11 protein-coding genes, 1 tRNA gene and 1 pseudogene are annotated in these 18,218 nt (G+C 57.1%); 8 read left to right on the top strand and 5 right to left on the bottom strand.

Translation table 11 applies throughout. The features are described from left to right. Window positions 1–12: 12 nt before the first annotated feature. The 4 genes from RSSM_RS19840 to RSSM_RS35210 all read right to left on the bottom strand — a co-directional run bounded on the left by RSSM_RS19840 (window position 13) and on the right by RSSM_RS35210 (window position 4,814). Complete coding sequence (locus RSSM_RS19840; RefSeq protein WP_008682791.1) at window positions 13–870, bottom strand: fumarylacetoacetate hydrolase family protein; 858 nt, start codon at window positions 868–870, stop codon at window positions 13–15. 167 nt (window positions 871–1,037) lie between these two features. Beyond that, on the bottom strand, window positions 1,038–3,524 hold the full coding sequence (locus RSSM_RS19835) for a S9 family peptidase (RefSeq protein ID WP_008682789.1): 2,487 nt from the start codon (window positions 3,522–3,524) through the stop codon (window positions 1,038–1,040). A gap of 11 nt (window positions 3,525–3,535) precedes the next feature. Further along, a complete protein-coding gene (locus RSSM_RS35215) occupies window positions 3,536–4,177 on the bottom strand; it encodes an alkaline phosphatase family protein (protein ID WP_261340259.1) in 642 nt (213 codons plus the stop codon). A gap of 13 nt (window positions 4,178–4,190) precedes the next feature. After that, window positions 4,191–4,814 carry an alkaline phosphatase family protein gene (locus RSSM_RS35210; protein ID WP_261340258.1) on the bottom strand — a complete coding sequence of 208 codons (624 nt, stop codon included), beginning with the start codon at window positions 4,812–4,814 and terminating at the stop codon, window positions 4,191–4,193. A 290-nt stretch (window positions 4,815–5,104) separates the two neighbouring features. Here RSSM_RS35210 and RSSM_RS19825 point away from each other — a divergent pair, with 290 nt between their 5' ends. Then, window positions 5,105–6,772 carry an alanine/glycine:cation symporter family protein gene (locus tag RSSM_RS19825; protein WP_044303090.1) on the top strand — a complete coding sequence of 556 codons (1,668 nt, stop codon included), beginning with the start codon at window positions 5,105–5,107 and terminating at the stop codon, window positions 6,770–6,772. Window positions 6,773–7,491: 719 nt separating this feature from the next. Here RSSM_RS19825 and RSSM_RS19820 read toward each other — a convergent pair. Further along, window positions 7,492–7,564, bottom strand: a tRNA-Phe gene (locus RSSM_RS19820). Between the two features lie 148 nt (window positions 7,565–7,712). Here RSSM_RS19820 and RSSM_RS19815 point away from each other — a divergent pair. The 7 genes and pseudogenes from RSSM_RS19815 to RSSM_RS19785 all read left to right on the top strand — a co-directional run. Then, on the top strand, window positions 7,713–8,705 hold the full coding sequence (locus RSSM_RS19815) for a hypothetical protein (protein ID WP_008682774.1): 993 nt from the start codon (window positions 7,713–7,715) through the stop codon (window positions 8,703–8,705). A 64-nt stretch (window positions 8,706–8,769) separates the two neighbouring features. Continuing rightward, on the top strand, window positions 8,770–9,477 hold the full coding sequence (locus tag RSSM_RS19810; RefSeq protein WP_008682771.1) for a MotA/TolQ/ExbB proton channel family protein: 708 nt from the start codon (window positions 8,770–8,772) through the stop codon (window positions 9,475–9,477). A gap of 390 nt (window positions 9,478–9,867) precedes the next feature. Then, window positions 9,868–10,356 (top strand): ExbD/TolR family protein, encoded by a 489-nt coding sequence (locus RSSM_RS19805; protein WP_008682769.1) that lies wholly within the window; start codon window positions 9,868–9,870, stop codon window positions 10,354–10,356. Between the two features lie 17 nt (window positions 10,357–10,373). Beyond that, entirely contained in the window at window positions 10,374–11,264 is an 891-nt protein-coding gene (locus RSSM_RS19800; RefSeq protein WP_008682768.1) for an ExbD/TolR family protein, read from the top strand. Window positions 11,265–11,380: 116 nt separating this feature from the next. Continuing rightward, window positions 11,381–14,752 carry an outer membrane protein assembly factor BamB family protein gene (locus RSSM_RS19795; protein WP_008682766.1) on the top strand — a complete coding sequence of 1,124 codons (3,372 nt, stop codon included), beginning with the start codon at window positions 11,381–11,383 and terminating at the stop codon, window positions 14,750–14,752. Between the two features lie 6 nt (window positions 14,753–14,758). After that, the gene (locus RSSM_RS19790; protein ID WP_044303089.1) at window positions 14,759–17,107 is read left to right on the top strand and encodes an ABC transporter substrate-binding protein; all 2,349 of its coding nucleotides are present in this window, start codon (window positions 14,759–14,761) and stop codon (window positions 17,105–17,107) included. Continuing rightward, window positions 17,104–18,218, top strand: a pseudogene (locus tag RSSM_RS19785) (hypothetical protein); the annotation flags it as partial. The gene RSSM_RS19790 and the pseudogene RSSM_RS19785, both read left to right, overlap by 4 nt.

Genomic DNA, 18,218 nt, shown 5'->3' with positions numbered 1-18,218 from the left:
TAACGCGGTGTGTTATTTCTTTTGAACGATCGTGTTGGATAGGGTTCCGATGTCCGCGATGCAGATGTCGACGACGTCACCGGGGTGAAGCGTGAATTCGTTGGTGGGCACAATGCCCGTGCCCGTCATTAGGAACGCACCGTTTGCAAACGTATTGTCACGCCCGAGCCATCCGACGAGGTCCTCGAAGTCTCTCGCCATTTCTGCTGCTGAAGTGGATTGATTGAAGACAACGCGTTCATCCCGCCGGATGGTAAGATCGACGGTGATTTGATCGGCGGGCGGGAGTTGATCGTAGAGTTTGATCCACGGTCCCACCCCAGCGCATTGGTCGTAGCACTTCGCCTGGGGCAGGTAGAGCGGGTTTTCGCCTTCGATATCTCGAGAACTCATGTCGTTGCCGATTGTGAGGCCGACGATCTGGAGCTTTGGCGACAAGACGAGAGCGATTTCAGGTTCGGGGACGTTCCACTTCGCGTCAGCACGAATTCGCAACGGTTGTTGATGGCCGCTGACCCGTGACGGAGTGGCTTTGAAGAACAACTCCGGTCGATCGGCTTGGTAGACCCGGTCATAGCAAGACGCGGCCGCTTCGGATTCTTCCATTCGGGCGGTTTGGCTTCGACGATAGGTGACCCCGGCGGCCCAGACCTCTTGCTGGTCGATCGGCGGCAACCATTGTGTTTGCTCGTTGATCGCGATCGGGGCTCCTCGCGAGAGTGACTCGGCGGCCGCGATCGGGCGATCGGCAGCGAGGATATCCGAGAGCGTTGCGATGCGCTCGGTCATCCGGAGCGGGATGAGTTGGTCGCTTTCCACTAAGACGACACGTTGCTGCGACGATGAGTCGATGATCTTGGTGATATTCATCGCCGCATTGTAGCCAAGGGCGAGTGGACGTTGGGCGACGAGTGGATTTTGGCAGCCAACAGCACGGACGCTCGTGGGAACGCCTGCGTTGCTACGCAGTGACAGGCTACGACACAGTGACAAGTTGCTACGCAGTGACAATTGCTACGCGAGAGCGAATCGTTTCGCTACTCTTGTTTGCCTTCTGATTTCGGATGAAGCGTTTCGACGAGGAAGTCGGTCATCATCTGGCGGAGATGCATTGCCGTGCCTTCACCTTCGGAAATCGAGTGTGAACGATTGGGATAGGCGAACATCCGGAATTGCTTGCCCAGCGCGACGAGGCGGTTGATCAGCCGTTCGGTTGATCCGTAGTGGACGTTGTCGTCGCCCGTGCCGTGGATAATCAACAGAGGATCGTCGAGACCGTCGGCATGGGTGATCGGTGATCCGTCGACGAAGCGTTGGCGGTCATCTTCAACCACTCCCATGTAGCGTTCTTGATAGATCGTGTCGTAGTCAAACTGGTCCGGGACGGGAGCGACGGCGATGCCCGCGGCGTAGAGTTCGGGGTATCGGAACAGACTGTTGAGAGTCGTCGAGCCACCACCGCTCCATCCCCACACGCCAACACGGGCTGGGTCGAGTACTGGAAAACGTTCGAGCAAACGACGAGCCCCCGCGGCTTGGTCGACTGGTGTCAGGATGCCAATTTTCCCGTAAATGCTTTGTCGAAACGCGCGTCCGCGTGGTGATGCGGTGCCGCGGTTGTCGATCGTCGCGACGGCGAATCCGAGCTGCGTGAGATAGCGGTGCCACAGATAGGTTTGTCCACCGTAGGAATCTTTGACGGTTTGCCCGGCGGGTTCGCCGTACACATGCAGTACGAGAGGAACAGATTGGGCAGGCGTTGTTTGGCCGTCGTTCTCGTCCGTGACGGGCAGCATGATCCAGGCATCGAGCGATGTTTCTTCATCGATAACCAACGAGACGAATTTCTCGTCGACCGGTTTCAGCTCTTCGATCGCTTGTTTCACCGTTGCATTGTCAACGAACGTTTCGATCACATCGCGAGCTTGCAGGTTAACCAACCGTTTGACCGGAGGTGTTGAAAAGTCGGAAAACGTCTCGAGCGCATAATCCGTCGAGTCGCTGATCGCGTATTGGAATGTGCCGTTGGTCGCCGGTGAAAAGCGTTGTGGTTCGGCAACAGGATTGGGTGTTAAACCGTCACAGACATACAGTCCTCGTGACGCCGCGTCGGTGGGTGATGCGGTGAAGTAGCACTTTCCCGTTGTCGCATCGACGGCGTCGAGTTCGATCACATCCCACTTTCCCAATGTGATCGGCGAAAGTGAAACCCCGTTTCGGCATCCTGTTTCATCGAGCTCTCCTCCCTCGGGGATCGTGCCGGTGATGTAGGCGGCGTCGATCGTCAGACGATAGAGATGTTGCCACTGGGAGCGTTCGCTCAGCCATGCCACGCTCAGGCTAGCCGGATTCGAATCGCCGGGTGATTGTGACGACGGGAGTGGATGTAACTTGGCTTGGTGCCGAACCCATCCAGGGCTGCTCTCGCGTAGGAGCACCACTCCTTTGCCTGTTGACGCGTCGACCATCCAAAGCCGGTTTTCGTTTTGACGTCGCGGGAGCTGCTGCACTAATAATCGGTCATTGGCCCCCGGGGTGTTTTCCGGGAGCCACTGCATCGCGGCGAGATAATGGTTTCGCGGGTCGCCTTCGATTTGCATCCATGTGGTCGTTTGAGAACCGACATCGAAGACGCCCACGCGCGCGGACGCGTTGGTCTGGCCGACTTTCGGATACGCGAACTGTTTGACGCTCGGATAACGTTCGGAGGTGTTGTCGATCAGCGAATGAACAGGGACGTCCGTTTCATCCAATTGCCAAAATGCGATCTTGCTGCCGTCGGGGCTGAAGCGAAATCCGCGACGCAGTCGTAGCTCTTCTTCATAGACCCAGTCGAAAGTGCCATGAATGAGTTTGGGGTTGTCGCTGGCGGCGACGACCTGGATTTCGCCGGTGGCGGTGTTTTCGAGATAGAGGTCTCGATCCCGCACGTAGGCAACGAAATCGCCACTCGGCGAAAAGGTGGCAAACATCAATGATTGGGAACGTGCGGCGTCGCCGCCGAGTTTCCGCCACGTTTTTGATAACATGTCGAGGACCCAGTAGTCGCCTCGCGTGTTGGTGCGCCAGACGCGAACCGAATTGCTCATCACGAGCAAATAGCGATGGTCGTGTGACCAAGCGTAATCGTCGACCGAGATGCGTTCGCCCGAAGGCAGTTGGAATTGATCGGCCGCAACCGCAACGGTTTCTTCGCCATCGGGAATCGACAACCGGACGATTTCAGAACCTCCCGCATCGGTTTCACGCAGCCACCAGATGACGTTTTCGGACTCGTCCCAACGCATCGGTTTGGATTCGAGACGAAAGTCAGACCCGTGAAAAATTCGGGAAACGCAGAGCCGCTCCCGGTCACTCGCGCACGGTGGTGGCGGTGCTTCGCTGTCGGCAACGGGCGTGTGGGCAGAGACTGTTGAGGCGATTGAGAACAATGCCAGGGCCAGAGTCCACGCGGCCGTTTGGCTCAACGCGATTCGGATCCGGGAACGAGAGGCACGTGCCGAGTCAGGTAGGGGTTGAGTCATGTTGGGGTAGGTTACAGAAGGGAATCAACGTAGGCGGGGAAGCCCGTCATGTCCTCAGGCGGTTCACCCGGACCGATGACGAGGGGACCGGCATCCGGGTCGCTCGCGAGCAATCCGTGACTTCCGCGAACAAGCGTGGCGTCGAGTGGAATCACATCCATTTTGTATCGCATTCCGATTTTCTTTTGCAGCAACCTCGCGGCGGCACGCAACCGGCTCGTCATGAATAGTTCACAAGGGTCGTACCCAGGTTTGCGATGGATGTCGACGGTGCGAGCGAAATCGGGCGCGTCGTGGTCGTCGTTCCAATAGTAGTAAGTGAACCAGGAGTCGGCTTCCGCTAACACGATCAATTCACCGCTACGGGGGTGATCCATTTGCAACTCGCCCGGAAGGGTAACCGCGGCGACACCGGGGACTTCTCGCAGCAGTTTGGCAACGGTTTCGATGTTCTGTGGCTGCCGGACGTAGACGTGCGCGACTTGATGATCGGCGACGGCAACGGCCTCGCAATCGGGAACCAAGAGGGATTCGCCGAATGGCCCCATTCGTGTGCGTAGGAATCCGTGTTGGCGCAGGACGCGGTTGAGATGGACCGGGCGGTTCGCCGGAACGAGTCCGTATTCGCTGACGACGACGACGTTGGCGTCGATATCGGCGGCGGCATCAATGACTCGTCCTGCCGCCGCATCGACTTCGGCGACCCGGGCCGGGTCGATGGTTGTCGAGACGTTGGAAGTCGTAATCGAGGTGCGGCAGATAGCAGAGCGTGAGTTGAGGTTGTTTCTCTCGCATCACCAGTGCGGTCGCGTCGGCGATCCAGTTGCTCGATGCGATTCCCGATCCGGGCCCCCAAAACGCGAAGAAGGGAAACGGTCCGAGTTTGCCGGTCAGGTCACAGCCGGTCCAGTCCAACACATCAAACGCTTTACTGCCGTCGCATCCGTAATGAGGTTTGGGTGTCGCGCCGTAGCGAGCCTTGGTGGATTGGTTGAACCACCAAAACATCTTGGCGGTTTCGTACTTTTCGTAGAACAGGTCACCCTGAATGAGATGTCGCGATTGCTGCCAGAAGCGAACCTCCTGGGTGTCGCGGTAGAGCCATCCGTTGCCGACGATTCCGTGATCACGCGGTGGTTTGCCCGTGTACATCGTCGCTTGGCTGGTCGCGGTAACGGCCGGCACGGGGCTGGTCCACGGTCGGGCGGCACCGACTTGGGAGAGTCGTGGCGCATGTGCAAGCAGTCTAGGGGTGAGGCCGACGACGTTGAGGATGCAAACTTTCGACAACTGTTGAATCTTTTCTGTTTTCGAGGGAAGGTATGGGGCCAACACGATGCTGCAAGGTCTTTCCACGCGATCATCAGTAACATTCGCTACGCGTTTTCGCTGGAAAGTCAGTATCCTATCGTCAGGGCTCGTTACTGTGTCCGTCAGGTCAGCCACCTGATAATGGTCGGACGCATCGTCGACCCACACAGCGAGCTTCTTAACGCCGCTCAACCTAGCCTGCATTCCTGGGAATCTTCATGCACTCGCCGACATTGAAACTTCTTTGCCCGCTCCGCACGTTACTGCTGATGGCGGCTGTGCTGATGATCGGGGCCAACTCCGCATGGGCTCAGTCGGAGGAAGCTGAAGTCGCTGTGTCGGAACCAGCGGTTGTTTCGGATGCACCCGCTGTTGAATCTGAGTTGCCAAAAGGCTTCGATGCGCAGGTGGATGAGTTGTTTAAACCGGTTGCCGACACATGGGGCGGGATAGTCTTCTTTACCGTGCCGGTTCCAGGGTTGGAAAACCCGCTTCCGTTCGTGCTGATCTTGTTAGTGCTCGGTGCCGCGTTCTTCACCATCGTGTTCGGATTTATCAATGTGCGTTTGCTGCCGCTAGCGATCCAAGTGGTCAGCGGCAAGTACGATGCGATCGAGAAGGAAGGGCAGGATATTCCCAAACATGTCGAGGTTTATGAGGTCGATGGTGACCTTGTCGACACGATCCGTGATGAAGGCGAGGGCGAGGTATCGCACTTCCAAGCCTTGGCAACCGCCGTTTCCGGAACCGTCGGTCTAGGAAATATCGCTGGTGTCGCCGTGGCCGTCGCAACGGGAGGACCCGGCGCGACGTTTTGGATGATTGTCTGTGGCCTGTTGGGGATGTCGACCAAATTCGTGGAGTGCACTTTGGGGGTTCGGTATCGCGATGTGGATGCCGATGGCACGGTTCACGGCGGTCCGATGTACTATCTCAACCGAGGGTTCGCCGACATCGGATTGCAACCGCTCGGGAAAGTGATGGCGATCTTATTTTCGATTTTCTGCGTGGGTGGATCGTTTGGCGGAGGGAATGCATTTCAGGCTAACCAGGCCGCTCAACAAATTCAGTCGTTGATGGGGCTCTCTACCAATGGTTCGTCGGGAACGATCATCGGTTTGGTGATGGCCGCGCTCGTAGCCTTGGTGATCGTCGGCGGGATCAAACGTATCGCGAAGGTGACCGAGAAAGTGGTACCGCTAATGGCGGTAATGTACTGCCTGGCGGCGATCGTGATCATTCTGATGAACATCAGCAAGGTGCCGTGGGCGATCGGCGAGATCGTCTCGGGGGCGTTCACCCCTACCGCCGGATTAGGCGGGTTGATGGGCGTGTTGATCCAAGGGTTTCAGCGGGCGGCATTCTCTAATGAGGCCGGTGCCGGATCCGCCCCGATCGCTCACTCGGCAGTCAAGACGAAGTATCCTGCCTCCGAAGGAATCGTCGCTCTATTGGAACCGTTCATTGATACCGTTGTGATCTGCACGATGACGGCCATCGTGATTGTGTTGTTCAACTCCGAAGCCTCATTCGTTTGGGGAGCGGTGGAGTCGAAAACCGTAACGATTGATGGGGCGGCACTGGGCGGCGTCGACCTCACCTCTGCCGCGTTTGATAGTGTGTTGCCTGGGTTCCGCTACCTGCTGACGGTCGCGATCATTCTGTTTGCGTTCTCGACCATGGTGTCGTGGTCGTACTACGGACTGCAGTCGTGGAAATACCTGTTTGGTCGTAGCTACGCGGCGGATTTGTCTTACAAATTCCTGTTCTGTGTTGTGATCGTGATCGGATCAGCCGTGTCGCTCGGTTCGGTGATCGATTTCTCCGACGCGATGATCTTCGCGATGGTGTTCCCCAACATGATCGGACTGTTTTTGCTGTTTCCGAAAGTCAAGGAAGAACTGTCGGCTTATCTAGAGGCCTGCGGCAAAAAGTGAGGCGGATCGTCGCACAAAATTTTCACGGCTGCTTTTTTTTCGGTGAGTTTTTGGCGGTGAGTTGTTTTTGAATGAGCAGGCGTTGGATCGCCCGCTCGCCGCATCGCAAATTCCCGAATCGCTGCCGGACCGTTGGCGATCTACCAAATGTGTCACGTCGAGTGGTGCATCACGATCCAGAATGAGGGTTTCAGGTCGTAGCGAAAGTCGCCAATGGGCTGTTGATTATGTACCAGCCCGCTGCGCTACGGTTTGCCGATAAATCGTTTAACGGGCAACCAAAGGCGATCTACTTGCCACTGCGCGTCGCCTACGGCTACCGGTTAAACGAAAACGCCACAACCCGGTGCTTCATTGAACGGTATTGCGGTTAAACGAAAGCAGGTTGACTGTTGAATAAATCAACAGCCCGGCTAGCGAGGGATATGCACAAACACTCGCTGGCGAATCGGGCGAATATCCTACCGGCCTCGGGGTTTCCCGTTGAATCAACAGCCTGCCAAGATTTTCGGCTGTTCACGAGCCGTCCCGAAAGTTTTGGCGAGTTTCGCTACCCGGGAAATTTGGCCGTGCCAGAACACTCGGCGGGATCTGAGTCAGATCAGGTCACTCGCGTGCGGCCGATGCGCCCACCCGCTAAGCCCACACCGCGGCAGCCTGGGCACTAAAAAAGCCAGCCGTGTCATCAACAGGCTGGCTTTCATTGGGGGCTCGAAAAGTGGTTAGACGCGGGCTCGAACCGCGGACACCGGCCTTTTCAGGGCCGTGCTCTACCAACTGAGCTATCTAACCAGAATAAAACGTTGCCGCTAACAGATAACCTAGGGTGTGAACCGGTGCTCTGCGTGGCTTTTTTGTTCAACAGATGAGAAAACTACGCTATCATGTGGGTTCGCGTCAATCGGCCCCGACGAACTCTTTTCCAAAAAACAAATCTCATATGGGTAAGGCTGCTTCCCCCGGTCCAGATTCTAGCCAAGTTGCGGTTCTCGACGCCGAAGAACCCGCGGATGTGACAACGCCTGGAAAAAGCGAAAAAAAGGCTGAGGAGCTGACTCCGGTCCAGGCAAAACGACTCGAAGAACGTGAGAAGTTGCGCACGAGCAAGTTCGATGCGGTGTCTTCCTTTTTCATGGCCACGATTTTGTTCCTCGGGACATTCGTGTTCATGTTGTTTGTCGTTTGGTTGACAATGCGGATGCCGGAACGGGTCAAACCGATCGCCCCGATCATCGAGAACGCTGCCGGACGTGCGGACAACGCGGAAGGTTTCGAGCGAGATTTCGAACCGCCCGGGGCCGAAGAGGTCGAAGAACTCATGGAGCCGACCCTGCAGGACACCATCGAGGCGGTCACCGACGCAGTCAGCAGCGTCGCCGCATCGCTCGACACGATGAACACCAATGCCACCGCGAGCACCTCGGGGACCGGGAAGGGTGACAGCCGTCCACCGGGTCCCGAGGGCGAAGGCGAAGACATCGTGCCACGGTTCGAGCGTTGGCAACTGAACTTCTCCGCAAAGGGCATCAAACCCTACGCCCAGCAATTAGATTTTTATGAAATCGAACTGGGATCAGTTGGAGGGGGTGTCCAGGGCGTGGACTACGCGACTAATTTGTCGACTCGACCGAAATCACGTCATAGCGACGACAGTGCGGGCGAGAAGCGGCTGTATTTCATGTGGGCGACGGCCAGTCCGTTGAAAGACTTTGATATCCAACTGCTGACCCAAGCCGGTGTGAAAACCAGCGGTCGAAGTATCCTGAAGTTCATCCCACCCAATCTCGAAAACCAGTTGGCGCATATCGAACTAGAGTATGCGGCGAGCAAAGGGCACAAAAGTGTCACCGAAATCGCCAAAACCGTGTTCGTCAGCAAGCCTGAAGGTAGCGGATACGCGTTCGAAGTCACCGAACAACGTTATCGCAAATAGCGTTAGAAACTTACCGCTGCCGATCACTCTTCTGAATCACCTCCCAACCCAATAGGAACCGACCTTGTCTTTCTTTGCCGCGGCCGACCTCTATACATTAATTTCGAATTCAACCTACGGGGCGCTGGCCATTGTCGCCCTGTGGGGGCTCTACCAGATTGTGATCGTTTGGACCCGTGTGGCGCAGAAGCGATTCAAAACCGAGGAAGAGCAAGACCAGTTCATGGATGACTGTGAACAAATGCTCAAGACCGGTGACTTCGAGGGGGTCGAAGAATACTGCGAAGGGGACACACGCGCTATTCCTCAGATGATGCATATGGCGATCGATAACCGTGCCGAAGGTTTCCGCCGTGCGCGTCAGATCATGATGGACCGTTTTCAGCGTGACGTGATGAGCGACCTGGAGTATCGCCTGAGTTGGGTCAGCACCGTGATTAAGAGTGCCCCGATGATCGGGCTGTTCGGGACGGTATTTGGGATGATGGGAGCGTTTAAGACGCTCGCGACAGCCGAGAGCGTCGAACCGTCGGCGCTCGCCGGTGACATTCAGGTCGCTTTGGTGACGACGGCGAGCGGTTTGGCGATCGCGATCCCGTTGATGATTCTGATTGCCAATGTGAACATTCGGATCGCGAAGATGGAAGACCTCGTCGGCTCGGGACTGACTCGTTTCTTCGAAGCGTTCAAAGCCGGTCTCGCGGTCGAAGCCTCACGTCCGGCGGCACCCGCGGAGGCGACCGCGGAACCCGCTTATGCCGAAACGGTCTAGCCGCGCGAGAGCCCGTTGGGCGTGTCTCGCGATAGCCTCGTCAATGTGTTTGACGCCAGTCAACGAGACACAAATCAACGCGACTTCTGACAGCGAGACGCCAGACAAACGGCGGAGATCTTTTCGGGAAAACGCCGCGTAAACAAACTGCGAATGTGCCGCAGATCCAAGTTTGACAAGAGTAGAAAAGGGGACACCGTACCGATCGAAGGCCTGACGAATTGGTAAACCGCCCATCCGAGAGGGCGGTATCGGAGGAGCTAGGACAGGAGAGCCATGGCAGGAGAGCCAAGCCAGGACGTAAATCATGCCAGGACGCGAACCATCACGGGCCGTGAGCCATGCCAGATCGATGCGGTGACGAAAGCTGATCAATGAGAGTGACCAAACATGAGCGATGAACTACTCGACGTCGAAGACGCAGACGACGATGCCATGCCTCCGCGTTCCAAACGCGAAGAAGAGGAGATGGACATCACGCCGATGATTGATATCACGTTCCTGCTGCTGATTTTCTTCGTGGTGGCGTCCAAAATGGACCCCACGCAGACGGGGAATATTCCCGACGCTGACAACGGCTTGGCGATCTCGGCCAAGGATTCCGCGGTGATCTTTATCGAACCCGGTGGTGGTGATTCCCCGGCGATTCTCAAACGCCGCGACCAAAGCGAATTCAGTAAAGACGAAGAGGCACAGGCCAACGAGATCATCGAATACGTGACGAACGAACTCGAAAAATCGATCAGTAAGAACAAAGATCAGGTGATGCTGCTCGGCGACGGGGATGTCAAAGTCTCCGAAGTAACCCGCGTTCAAAAAATCCTCGGTGACGAGTTTACCGATATGGAGTTCACCTACATCGCGGTGAAAGAACAATAGGATGCGGGAGCAGTAACATGTCGATCAAAGTTGAATGCGATTCGTGTGGGATGCAGCGTCAGGTCAACGAACGTTTGGCCGGACGCACGATCCGTTGCCCCGGTTGCGAAAAGCCGCTGACGATTCCTGCCTTGGCGACTCCGGTGGTGGAGGCCGAAGCGGTTGGTGAAGAGATAACGTCTGTTCCTGTTTCGGACGCGTCGTCCCCGACTGATGGCGCCGGAAAGGTGTTCGAGGTGCAGGCCGTGTCGGTGCCCGACAATGAGGCGGCCGCTTCGGTCAATGGTGACTCCTCCGTTGCAGTCTCGGGCCAATCGGCAGCGGTGTCGCTCGCGGCAGGCGGCGGGAATGGGAACGGCGGCAACGCCGGAACGACTGGTGTGGCGACGGGCAATCCTCCGCCCTCGACTCACCACGCCGAACACGCCCCGTCGGCGTTGTTGCTCGACGATTCCGATGAAGACGGAGTGCCCCCGCGGAAGAAACGCGACGACGGCGAACTCGACATGACGCCGATGGTGGACGTGACGTTCTTGCTGCTGATTTTTTTCATGGTCACGGCGAGTTTCAGTCTGCAAAAGTCGATTCAAATGCCTCGGCAAAATTCGGATCTGCCGAGTATGTCCAACGTGGAAGAAGAAACCGAGGAACTCGATCCGATCGAACTGGAGATCGAGGAGAACGGTGGGTTTTTGGTGTTGGCTCCCGAGTGGGAACGCGAGACACCGGGCAAACACAATCTGATCAACGCGCTTCGTGAAGCCCTCGCGGGCAACAAGGACGGCATGCGATTGGACATCAAGGTTCACGAGAACGCGAAACTGCAAATGCTCGTCGACGCAATGGATGCCGGGACGATCGCCGGGTTTACGGAAATTCAGGTCGCCGAAGTCGACGGGTTTGATTGACCCACGCCGGTTGCGGCGGTTCAGTCGCCCGGGGGTTCCCTGTCAAAATCACACAACTACTTATCTCAGGTTGCTCGGCCGATCCGGTCGGCAACGATACGCAAATAGCTCTCTCCATGCTTGCAAACGAACTGATTGATCGCCTCGAACGTCGCGGTCTGCTCGATCAAGAAATTATCGAAGCCCTGCGTGAACAATTGACCGAAGGTGGCGCTCGGGTGACGCCCGAAGCGGTCGCGAAGTTGCTCGTCGATAACGGGCAACTGACTCGGTTTCAAGCCTCGAAGCTGATCGGCGAACTCCGCAGCAGCGATTACGACGACGGAGAAGTCGTGGAGGTCGTCGATGCCGAAGATGACCTGACGGCATTGCCCGGCGAAGAGAATGTGGACATCGTCGAAGACGTGTTTGATGCCGAACCGGTCGAGGTGGACGCCGTCGAAGCGATGCCGGTTGAGGCGGTCGAGGCAGTGCCGGTCGAAGCGGTGCCCGTCGAAGCCGTACCCGCCGGTGCGACGCCCGATCGGCCGCAACGCAAAAAGCCGCCAGGCCGCATCAAGCCGCCCGAGCATAAGTCGGTTTGGGACTCGTTCAAAATCTACGGCTACCTGGGCATCATCGGGTTCTTGGTGATCGCCGGTTACGGGTTTTATTTCATCCTCACCAAAGCCAACATCGATGACGTGATCGAGGCGGCGAACAAACAGTACGACGCGCAGAGTTATCAGCCGGCCCAAGACGCGTATCTCAATTTCTTGACCCAGTTCGGACAGGACAGTCAGTACTCGTCCGAAGCACGTGTAAAGATCGCGATGTGCGAAATTTACCGCAGTGCCGACATGACCGACCCCACCAAGGGCCTCGAGAAAGCCAAGGAGGTGCTGCCGCGTATCGTCGACGAAGAGGCTATGAACGGGGAGCGGGGAAACCTCGCCGCGCTCTTGGTCGACATTGCTGAGAACATCGCCGAGGAAGCATCCAAGGCGACCGAGACCTCGGAGAAGCAACGTCTGCTTGATCGGCTCGATGAACAGTGGACGTTGATCGATGACCCGAACTACATGATGGCATCGATGAAGACGACCCTCGAAGGTCGGTTGTTGGAAGTGACCGAAGCACGCAACCGCGTCAAACGGGATATCGACCGCAACATCCGTTTGGATGAAACCGAAGCGGCGATGAAGAGCGCACTGGCGGCCAAGAATACCAAGGAAGCCTACGACCTTCGCAAGTCGTTGCTGCGTGATTTCCCGGAACTCGCCGTCGACCCACGTCTGACGGTGTTGATCGAAGAAGCCAGCGATATTCAACAGACACTCGTGACGCTTTCACGTGAGAAGCCCGAGCCCACGACGGCGCCGATCGACGAAGGTTCGCTGCGTTCGATCGTGCTGACAACACGCCGCGGCGACCCCGTTCCCGGACTCAATGATGACATCTATTACCTCCGCGCCGGCGGGAGCGTCCTCGCGTTTTCGGCGTACGACGGAAGGCTGTTGTGGCGGAAGTTCACCGGCTACGGCGAAGACCACACGCCGATCCGGCTCGATGACGGTCGGTCGGTGCTGCTGAGTGACCTGACGTCCAATGAGGTTCGTAACTGTCGCGGGAGTGACGGAGAGTTGCAGTGGCGGACAAAGATCGGAGAGCGTTTTGTCGAACCGGTTGCCGGACGCGACACCATTCTGATCTCGGCGTACTCAGGCAAATTGTTGTCGCTCGATGTGGATTCGGGGGACACCAATTGGGCGACGGACATGCCGCAAACGATCAGCACCGCAGCCGGGATCGATGATCAACTCAAACGGATTTATCTGCCGGGCGACCACAGCAACCTGTACGTGCTCGATTCACGAACCGGGAAGAGTCTCGAGAGTTTCTATATCGGGCATGAGGAAGGCACGATCGCGGTCGCACCGGTGTCGTTGCTCGGACACCTCTTCGTGATCGAAAACGCGGGCGCCGATTATGCGAACGTGCATGTTCTGCGGATGGATAAACAGGGCGGCGGTTTGAAGGTGGCTCAACAACCGTTTCGATTGACCGGAAACGTGATCGTTCCTCCGGTGATTCAGAAACGACGAATGATTGTGTTGACTGATCGGGGACAGGTCGCGGTTTACGATATCGAGCCGACCGCCGAAGGTGAGCAGGTTTCTCTGATCGCTGAACAGGTCGCCTCGTATGACAAACCGACACTGACACACATGGCGGTCGGACGCAGCCAGATGTGGATCACCGGAACACGACTCGGACGCTACGAGTTGCAGATCAACACCGGACGCGTGGTTTATGACTGGGGTAAAGAAGAAGGCGACTCGTTCATCGGCCAACCGTTGGGACTCGAAGACGCGTTGATTCATGCTCGACGACTGCGTGGCACGTCGGCGATTCGCGTCACCTGTGCAGAACCCAAGACCGGTAACGAACTGTGGCGGACCGACGTCGGAACTCCGATATCGATGTTGGAAAGAAATGAGGCCGGGATCCACGCCGTGACGAGCCAAGGTGCTCTGTTCCAACTCGATCGCGAATCGCTCAACAGCGGTTCGACGCAAGGACCGATTGAGAATCCAGGTGCGGATTCGATCTCGATGAAGTTCACCGATCCGATTCGTGTCGACGATGTTCGTCGGATTTTGCTCAACGAATCGCAGGCCGGTGAAGCGATGTTGTATGACCCGACGCGACGTAAAGAAAAACTGCGGAAGATCACGTATCGTCTGACCGGTCCCAAGCCGACCGGTGTCGGGATTTTCAGCGGCGGCGGTTTGTTGCTGCCACTGGATTCTGGACGCGTGGTGCTGATGAACTGGGAAACGGGTGCACCGAAAGGAGCGCCATTCCAACCTGCGAGCGATCCGACGAAAAAGGTGAGGTGGAGCACCCCGGTACGACTCAGCAGCGACCCGGACCAAATCTTGATTGCCGATACACGCAAGAAGCTCTACCGTTTGCGAGTGGGTGATCAAATTCGAGAGTTGTCCAGTGTCGATTTGCCGGCACCTTTCTTGGGCAAAACGATCGGCGTGGACGGCGCATTCGTCGGAGGCGTCAGCGGTCCAGCGGCAGACTTCTTGGTCGGCCACGAAGAAGAAGGGCTCGAGGAAACGTTTAAGAAACTGCTCGACGGAAGGATCGAATGGGGGCCGTCGTTGGCGACGACCGAGGGCGGCGAACAATTCGCGTTGTTGATGACGAACGATTCGGTGCTGCGAGGTTTCCGGTCCGACGGGACGCAGGTGTTCCAGACCGCGATGCCAATGAAAGGTCTGCCGATTGATGACGTGGTTTCGATCCAGGGACGATGGATTCTGACCGGAGTGGACGGTTGGCTCGTTGCGATCGAGCCATCCACCGGTGATGTGGTGGGCACCATCGAACTCGGACAACCACTCTCGGCGAGCCCGTTGCCGTTGGGTGAAAAGCTGTTGGTCCCTGGTGCCGAAGGCGTCGTCTACATTACCAACATTCCAGGTGAGAACTGATCGAACATGCGTAGCTCACTGAGAATGATCACACGATGTGCGGTAGCGGTTGGTTTAGCGATAGCGTCTTCTGTGGCGTTGCCGTTACCGACAACGCGTGCCGAGATCATCAATTATGCCGAGAAGGGTCGACCGGAAGATCCCGGTTTGGAACTTCTGCAAGAAGACCCGCACGACATCATTTTGTTCAAAGAATCGGCCGGTGGCGGTTGGGTCAAAACGCGGTTGCTCGATCTGCCCGGTCGGTCGATGCCGTCGCAGCCCAAGGGGCAGTTGAAGTTCCACATCCAAGGCATCGAACTGAAACAGTTTGTTGCCAAATGGGATGATGTCGAGTTCATCGACTTTTGGGAGAAACGGCTCGAACGTGAAACCGCCGACCGAATCAAGTCGGGCGATTTCACGGGCGCGTATCCGTTTCTCGCTGTCCTGATTCGCGATTATCCCAACCGTCCGAACCTGCGAACGTTGCGATCGGAGTTCTTGCTTCGGGATGCGCTGAGTCGGTTTAAGAAGGGCGAGATCGGTCCGGCGCTCGCCATGTTGGAAGAGCTGCATCGCTATGCACCGGAGTACAAATCGCAGGCGGTGTTGACCGGTATCGGAATGATGACCGATCGGTTAATGCAAAAGCTGATGGAAGAGAAGAAACTCGAGTTGGCGCAGAAGCTTCTCGCTCGATTGGAAAAAGACTATCTCGGCAAGTCACTCTCATCGATCAAGAAGTGGAACGAGACGTTTTTGAAGATGGCTCAGGAACGCCAGGCGAAAGCGATTGCGGCGTTGAAAGCGGAAGACTTCCGTGCCGCCCGTCGACTTTCGCGAGAGAGCATCTATCTCAAACCAACGATCGAAAACGGCAAAGAACTCGTTCGTAAGATCGATCAGATTTATCCGTTGGTGAACGTCGGCGTTTTGCAAACGGCGAAAGATCCAGATCCGACGAGGCTCGATAACTGGGCCGCGCGGCGGGCCGGTCGGTTGCTGTACCGCGTCCTGTTTGAGATGAAGGGCGCCGGACCGGAAGGCGGTGAGTACGAGTTCCTCTTCGGGGAAACCGAGCAAAGTCCCGATCGATTGAATTTCTCCATGTTCTTGGAACCGGAGAACTTGGAACCGCCACTCAATGCTGTTGACGGTTTCTACATCGCCGACCGTTTGGCGGCGCGTGTGCTACCGGAGTCGGATGTGTACTTCTCTCCGTGGGCGGCTGCACTCGAAGCGATCGGGTTGGACGGGCCCAAACAGATTGATTGTATTTTGCGACGGCCAAACGTTTTGCCGTCGGCGTTGATCCAAATGACCGTCGATGGCAGTTGGTTCGGCGGGAAACCGGGCGAGCCGACCGGTGACTATCGCCGCGATGTCGTGGAAGGCGACGTGGTGCGTTACACCCTCGTCGGTGAACAACGAACCGCAACGCAGCCGCGTGAAATCGTCGAGATCCGCACCGAGAGCGCGGCCGATGGAGTTGCGAAGTTGCTCAAAGGGGAGGTCGACGTTCTCGACCAATTGTTCCCCGCCGACGCGGTCCGTTTGGAAGGCAATCGCAAAGTTCGCGTCGCACAGTATCCACTGCCGAGTGTTCACATGTTGGTTCCGTGCAGCGATCACACCTTCCTGGCCGAACGAACGTTCCGTCGGGCTCTGGTCTACGGAACGAACCGCGAAGACATTCTCAACGGGGAACTGCTCGAGAGCCTTGAGGTTCCCGGATGTCGTGTTTTGTCGGGACCGTTTCCCGCCGGGATCGAGATGAATGATCCGCTCGGTTACGCATACGATCAATCGATCGCGCCGCGTCGCTATGAGCCGCGGTTGGCGAAGCTTCTGATGACGATGAACGCCAATCAACTCGGTGCGATTGCCGATCGAAAAAAGGAAGAGCCGCCGAAGCTCGAACCGATCCGCTTGGCTTACCCGCCGGAGAATCTGTCTCGCAGTGCCTGTGAGGCGATCAAGAGCCAGTGGGAGTTGTTGGATCTCGAAGTCGAGTTGGTCGAGTTGCCTGTTGGCGAAGCGTTTCCGAAACCGGGAACGGCCGATCTGGCCTACGTTGCCGCTGCGGTTTGGGAACCGATCATCGATGCCCGTCGGGTTCTCGGACCGAAAGGAATGGCGGGCAGCACGGACCAGTTGATCGGGTTGGGTTTGCGTCGGCTCGAGGAATCTAAAAACTGGAAGGACGCCCGCGATCGCTTGCTCGATTTGCACTTTATCTCACACCACGAGTTGCCCGTGATTCCGTTGTGGCAACTGGTTGATTCGTATGCATACAACCGTAACCTGCTCGGCGTCGGGTCGGAGATCGTTTCGTTGTATCAGAACGCGCAAAAATGGAGGCTCACGCAATGACGTTCTCGAGTCCTTTGGAGTGTCGCACCGGAGCCTGCAGCATCGCGTCTCGTCGCGCTTGGCAGAATCGATCTGTCGGCGTGGTAATGGCGGGTGCCTTGGTCTTTGCATTCATGGTTTGGTCGAGTATCGGTTTCGCTGCAGTTCCCGTCGTTGATTCGACGGGGACCGAGACGGGAGACACCGTGCCCGCCGAACCGGGAGCCGGGAACACAACCGAATCGTTGCCGGTGGAGACATCCGGCGGTTCCGGGCAGGACGCGTCGTCTTCGGCAGGATCAACGGCCAGTGATCCGATGGCAGAGATCGAGGAACGCCCCGAGGAGCCACCCCCGTTTGATTATTCACCGTATCGTGTGTTGATTTGGATCTCGTCAGACAACCCACGCATTGACGCCGACCTGATCCGAGACGACCTGTTGGATTTCCTCGACCGTGATTTTTATTCGGTGTGGCGCACGGTGGTTGCGGACGCTCCATCGGCGGTGGCGTCGATCGCACGTCGAGATCTCGGGTCGATCACGTTCGCTTCGATTGCGGCCTCGGATCCGGTGATCGCGTTGAAAAAGGGCCACCCGCATTCTTTGCGGATTCACTTTGCTTCCGATGCCGGGCGTTTCCTCGATGAGATTCCGGGAACGCAGGGACGCATTCAGGAAATCCTCAGACGCATCGAACAAAACCCGGAGTCCAAAACGACCCCGGCGAAATTTGCGTGGAAAGATAAATTGCGAGCCATCGACGGCGATGCCGTTACGTTGCAGAAGATGTGGAAGGACGAATCGACCGAAGCCATCTTGGTGTCTCGGGGTGTGGCCGACACGTTGGACGAACCGCGTGCGAAGTTGATCGTTCCACCTCTCGATGGACAGGTCGTCGACGCGATTGAACAGTTTGACAAGATCTACATTGCTCGACTGGAAACCAAAGGTTCGCCGCCGAACGTGCAGGTCATCGAATTGGATACCCTGATACGGCACTTTGGTGTCGTGATGCAGCGACCAATGGTCTCTACCAGCCATCTGGCCGAGTCGGTCGGCGGTGCGATTCGCGATGTCTTCTCGCCGGTTGTGCGGATCGACGAGGCCGGCCAGAAGAACGCGACCGGTTT

This window comes from Aporhodopirellula sallentina SM41 (assembly GCF_000346505.1).
Lineage (GTDB): Bacteria > Planctomycetota > Planctomycetia > Pirellulales > Pirellulaceae > Rhodopirellula > Rhodopirellula sallentina.
This window is presented reverse-complemented; position numbering and strand designations above follow the sequence as displayed.

What these genes read in the sequence shown, in the direction of transcription:
- RSSM_RS19835 (WP_008682789.1), bottom strand. Translation starts at nt 3,524, where the DNA reads ATGACTCAACCCCTACCTGACTCGGCACGTGCCTCTCGTTCCCGGATC.
- RSSM_RS19790 (WP_044303089.1), top strand. Translation starts at nt 14,759, where the DNA reads ATGCGTAGCTCACTGAGAATGATCACACGATGTGCGGTAGCGGTTGGT.
- RSSM_RS19800 (WP_008682768.1), top strand. Translation starts at nt 10,374, where the DNA reads ATGTCGATCAAAGTTGAATGCGATTCGTGTGGGATGCAGCGTCAGGTC.
- RSSM_RS19825 (WP_044303090.1), top strand. Translation starts at nt 5,105, where the DNA reads ATGGCGGCTGTGCTGATGATCGGGGCCAACTCCGCATGGGCTCAGTCG.
- RSSM_RS19805 (WP_008682769.1), top strand. Translation starts at nt 9,868, where the DNA reads ATGAGCGATGAACTACTCGACGTCGAAGACGCAGACGACGATGCCATG.
- RSSM_RS19815 (WP_008682774.1), top strand. Translation starts at nt 7,713, where the DNA reads ATGGGTAAGGCTGCTTCCCCCGGTCCAGATTCTAGCCAAGTTGCGGTT.
- RSSM_RS19795 (WP_008682766.1), top strand. Translation starts at nt 11,381, where the DNA reads ATGCTTGCAAACGAACTGATTGATCGCCTCGAACGTCGCGGTCTGCTC.
- RSSM_RS19840 (WP_008682791.1), bottom strand. Translation starts at nt 870, where the DNA reads ATGAATATCACCAAGATCATCGACTCATCGTCGCAGCAACGTGTCGTC.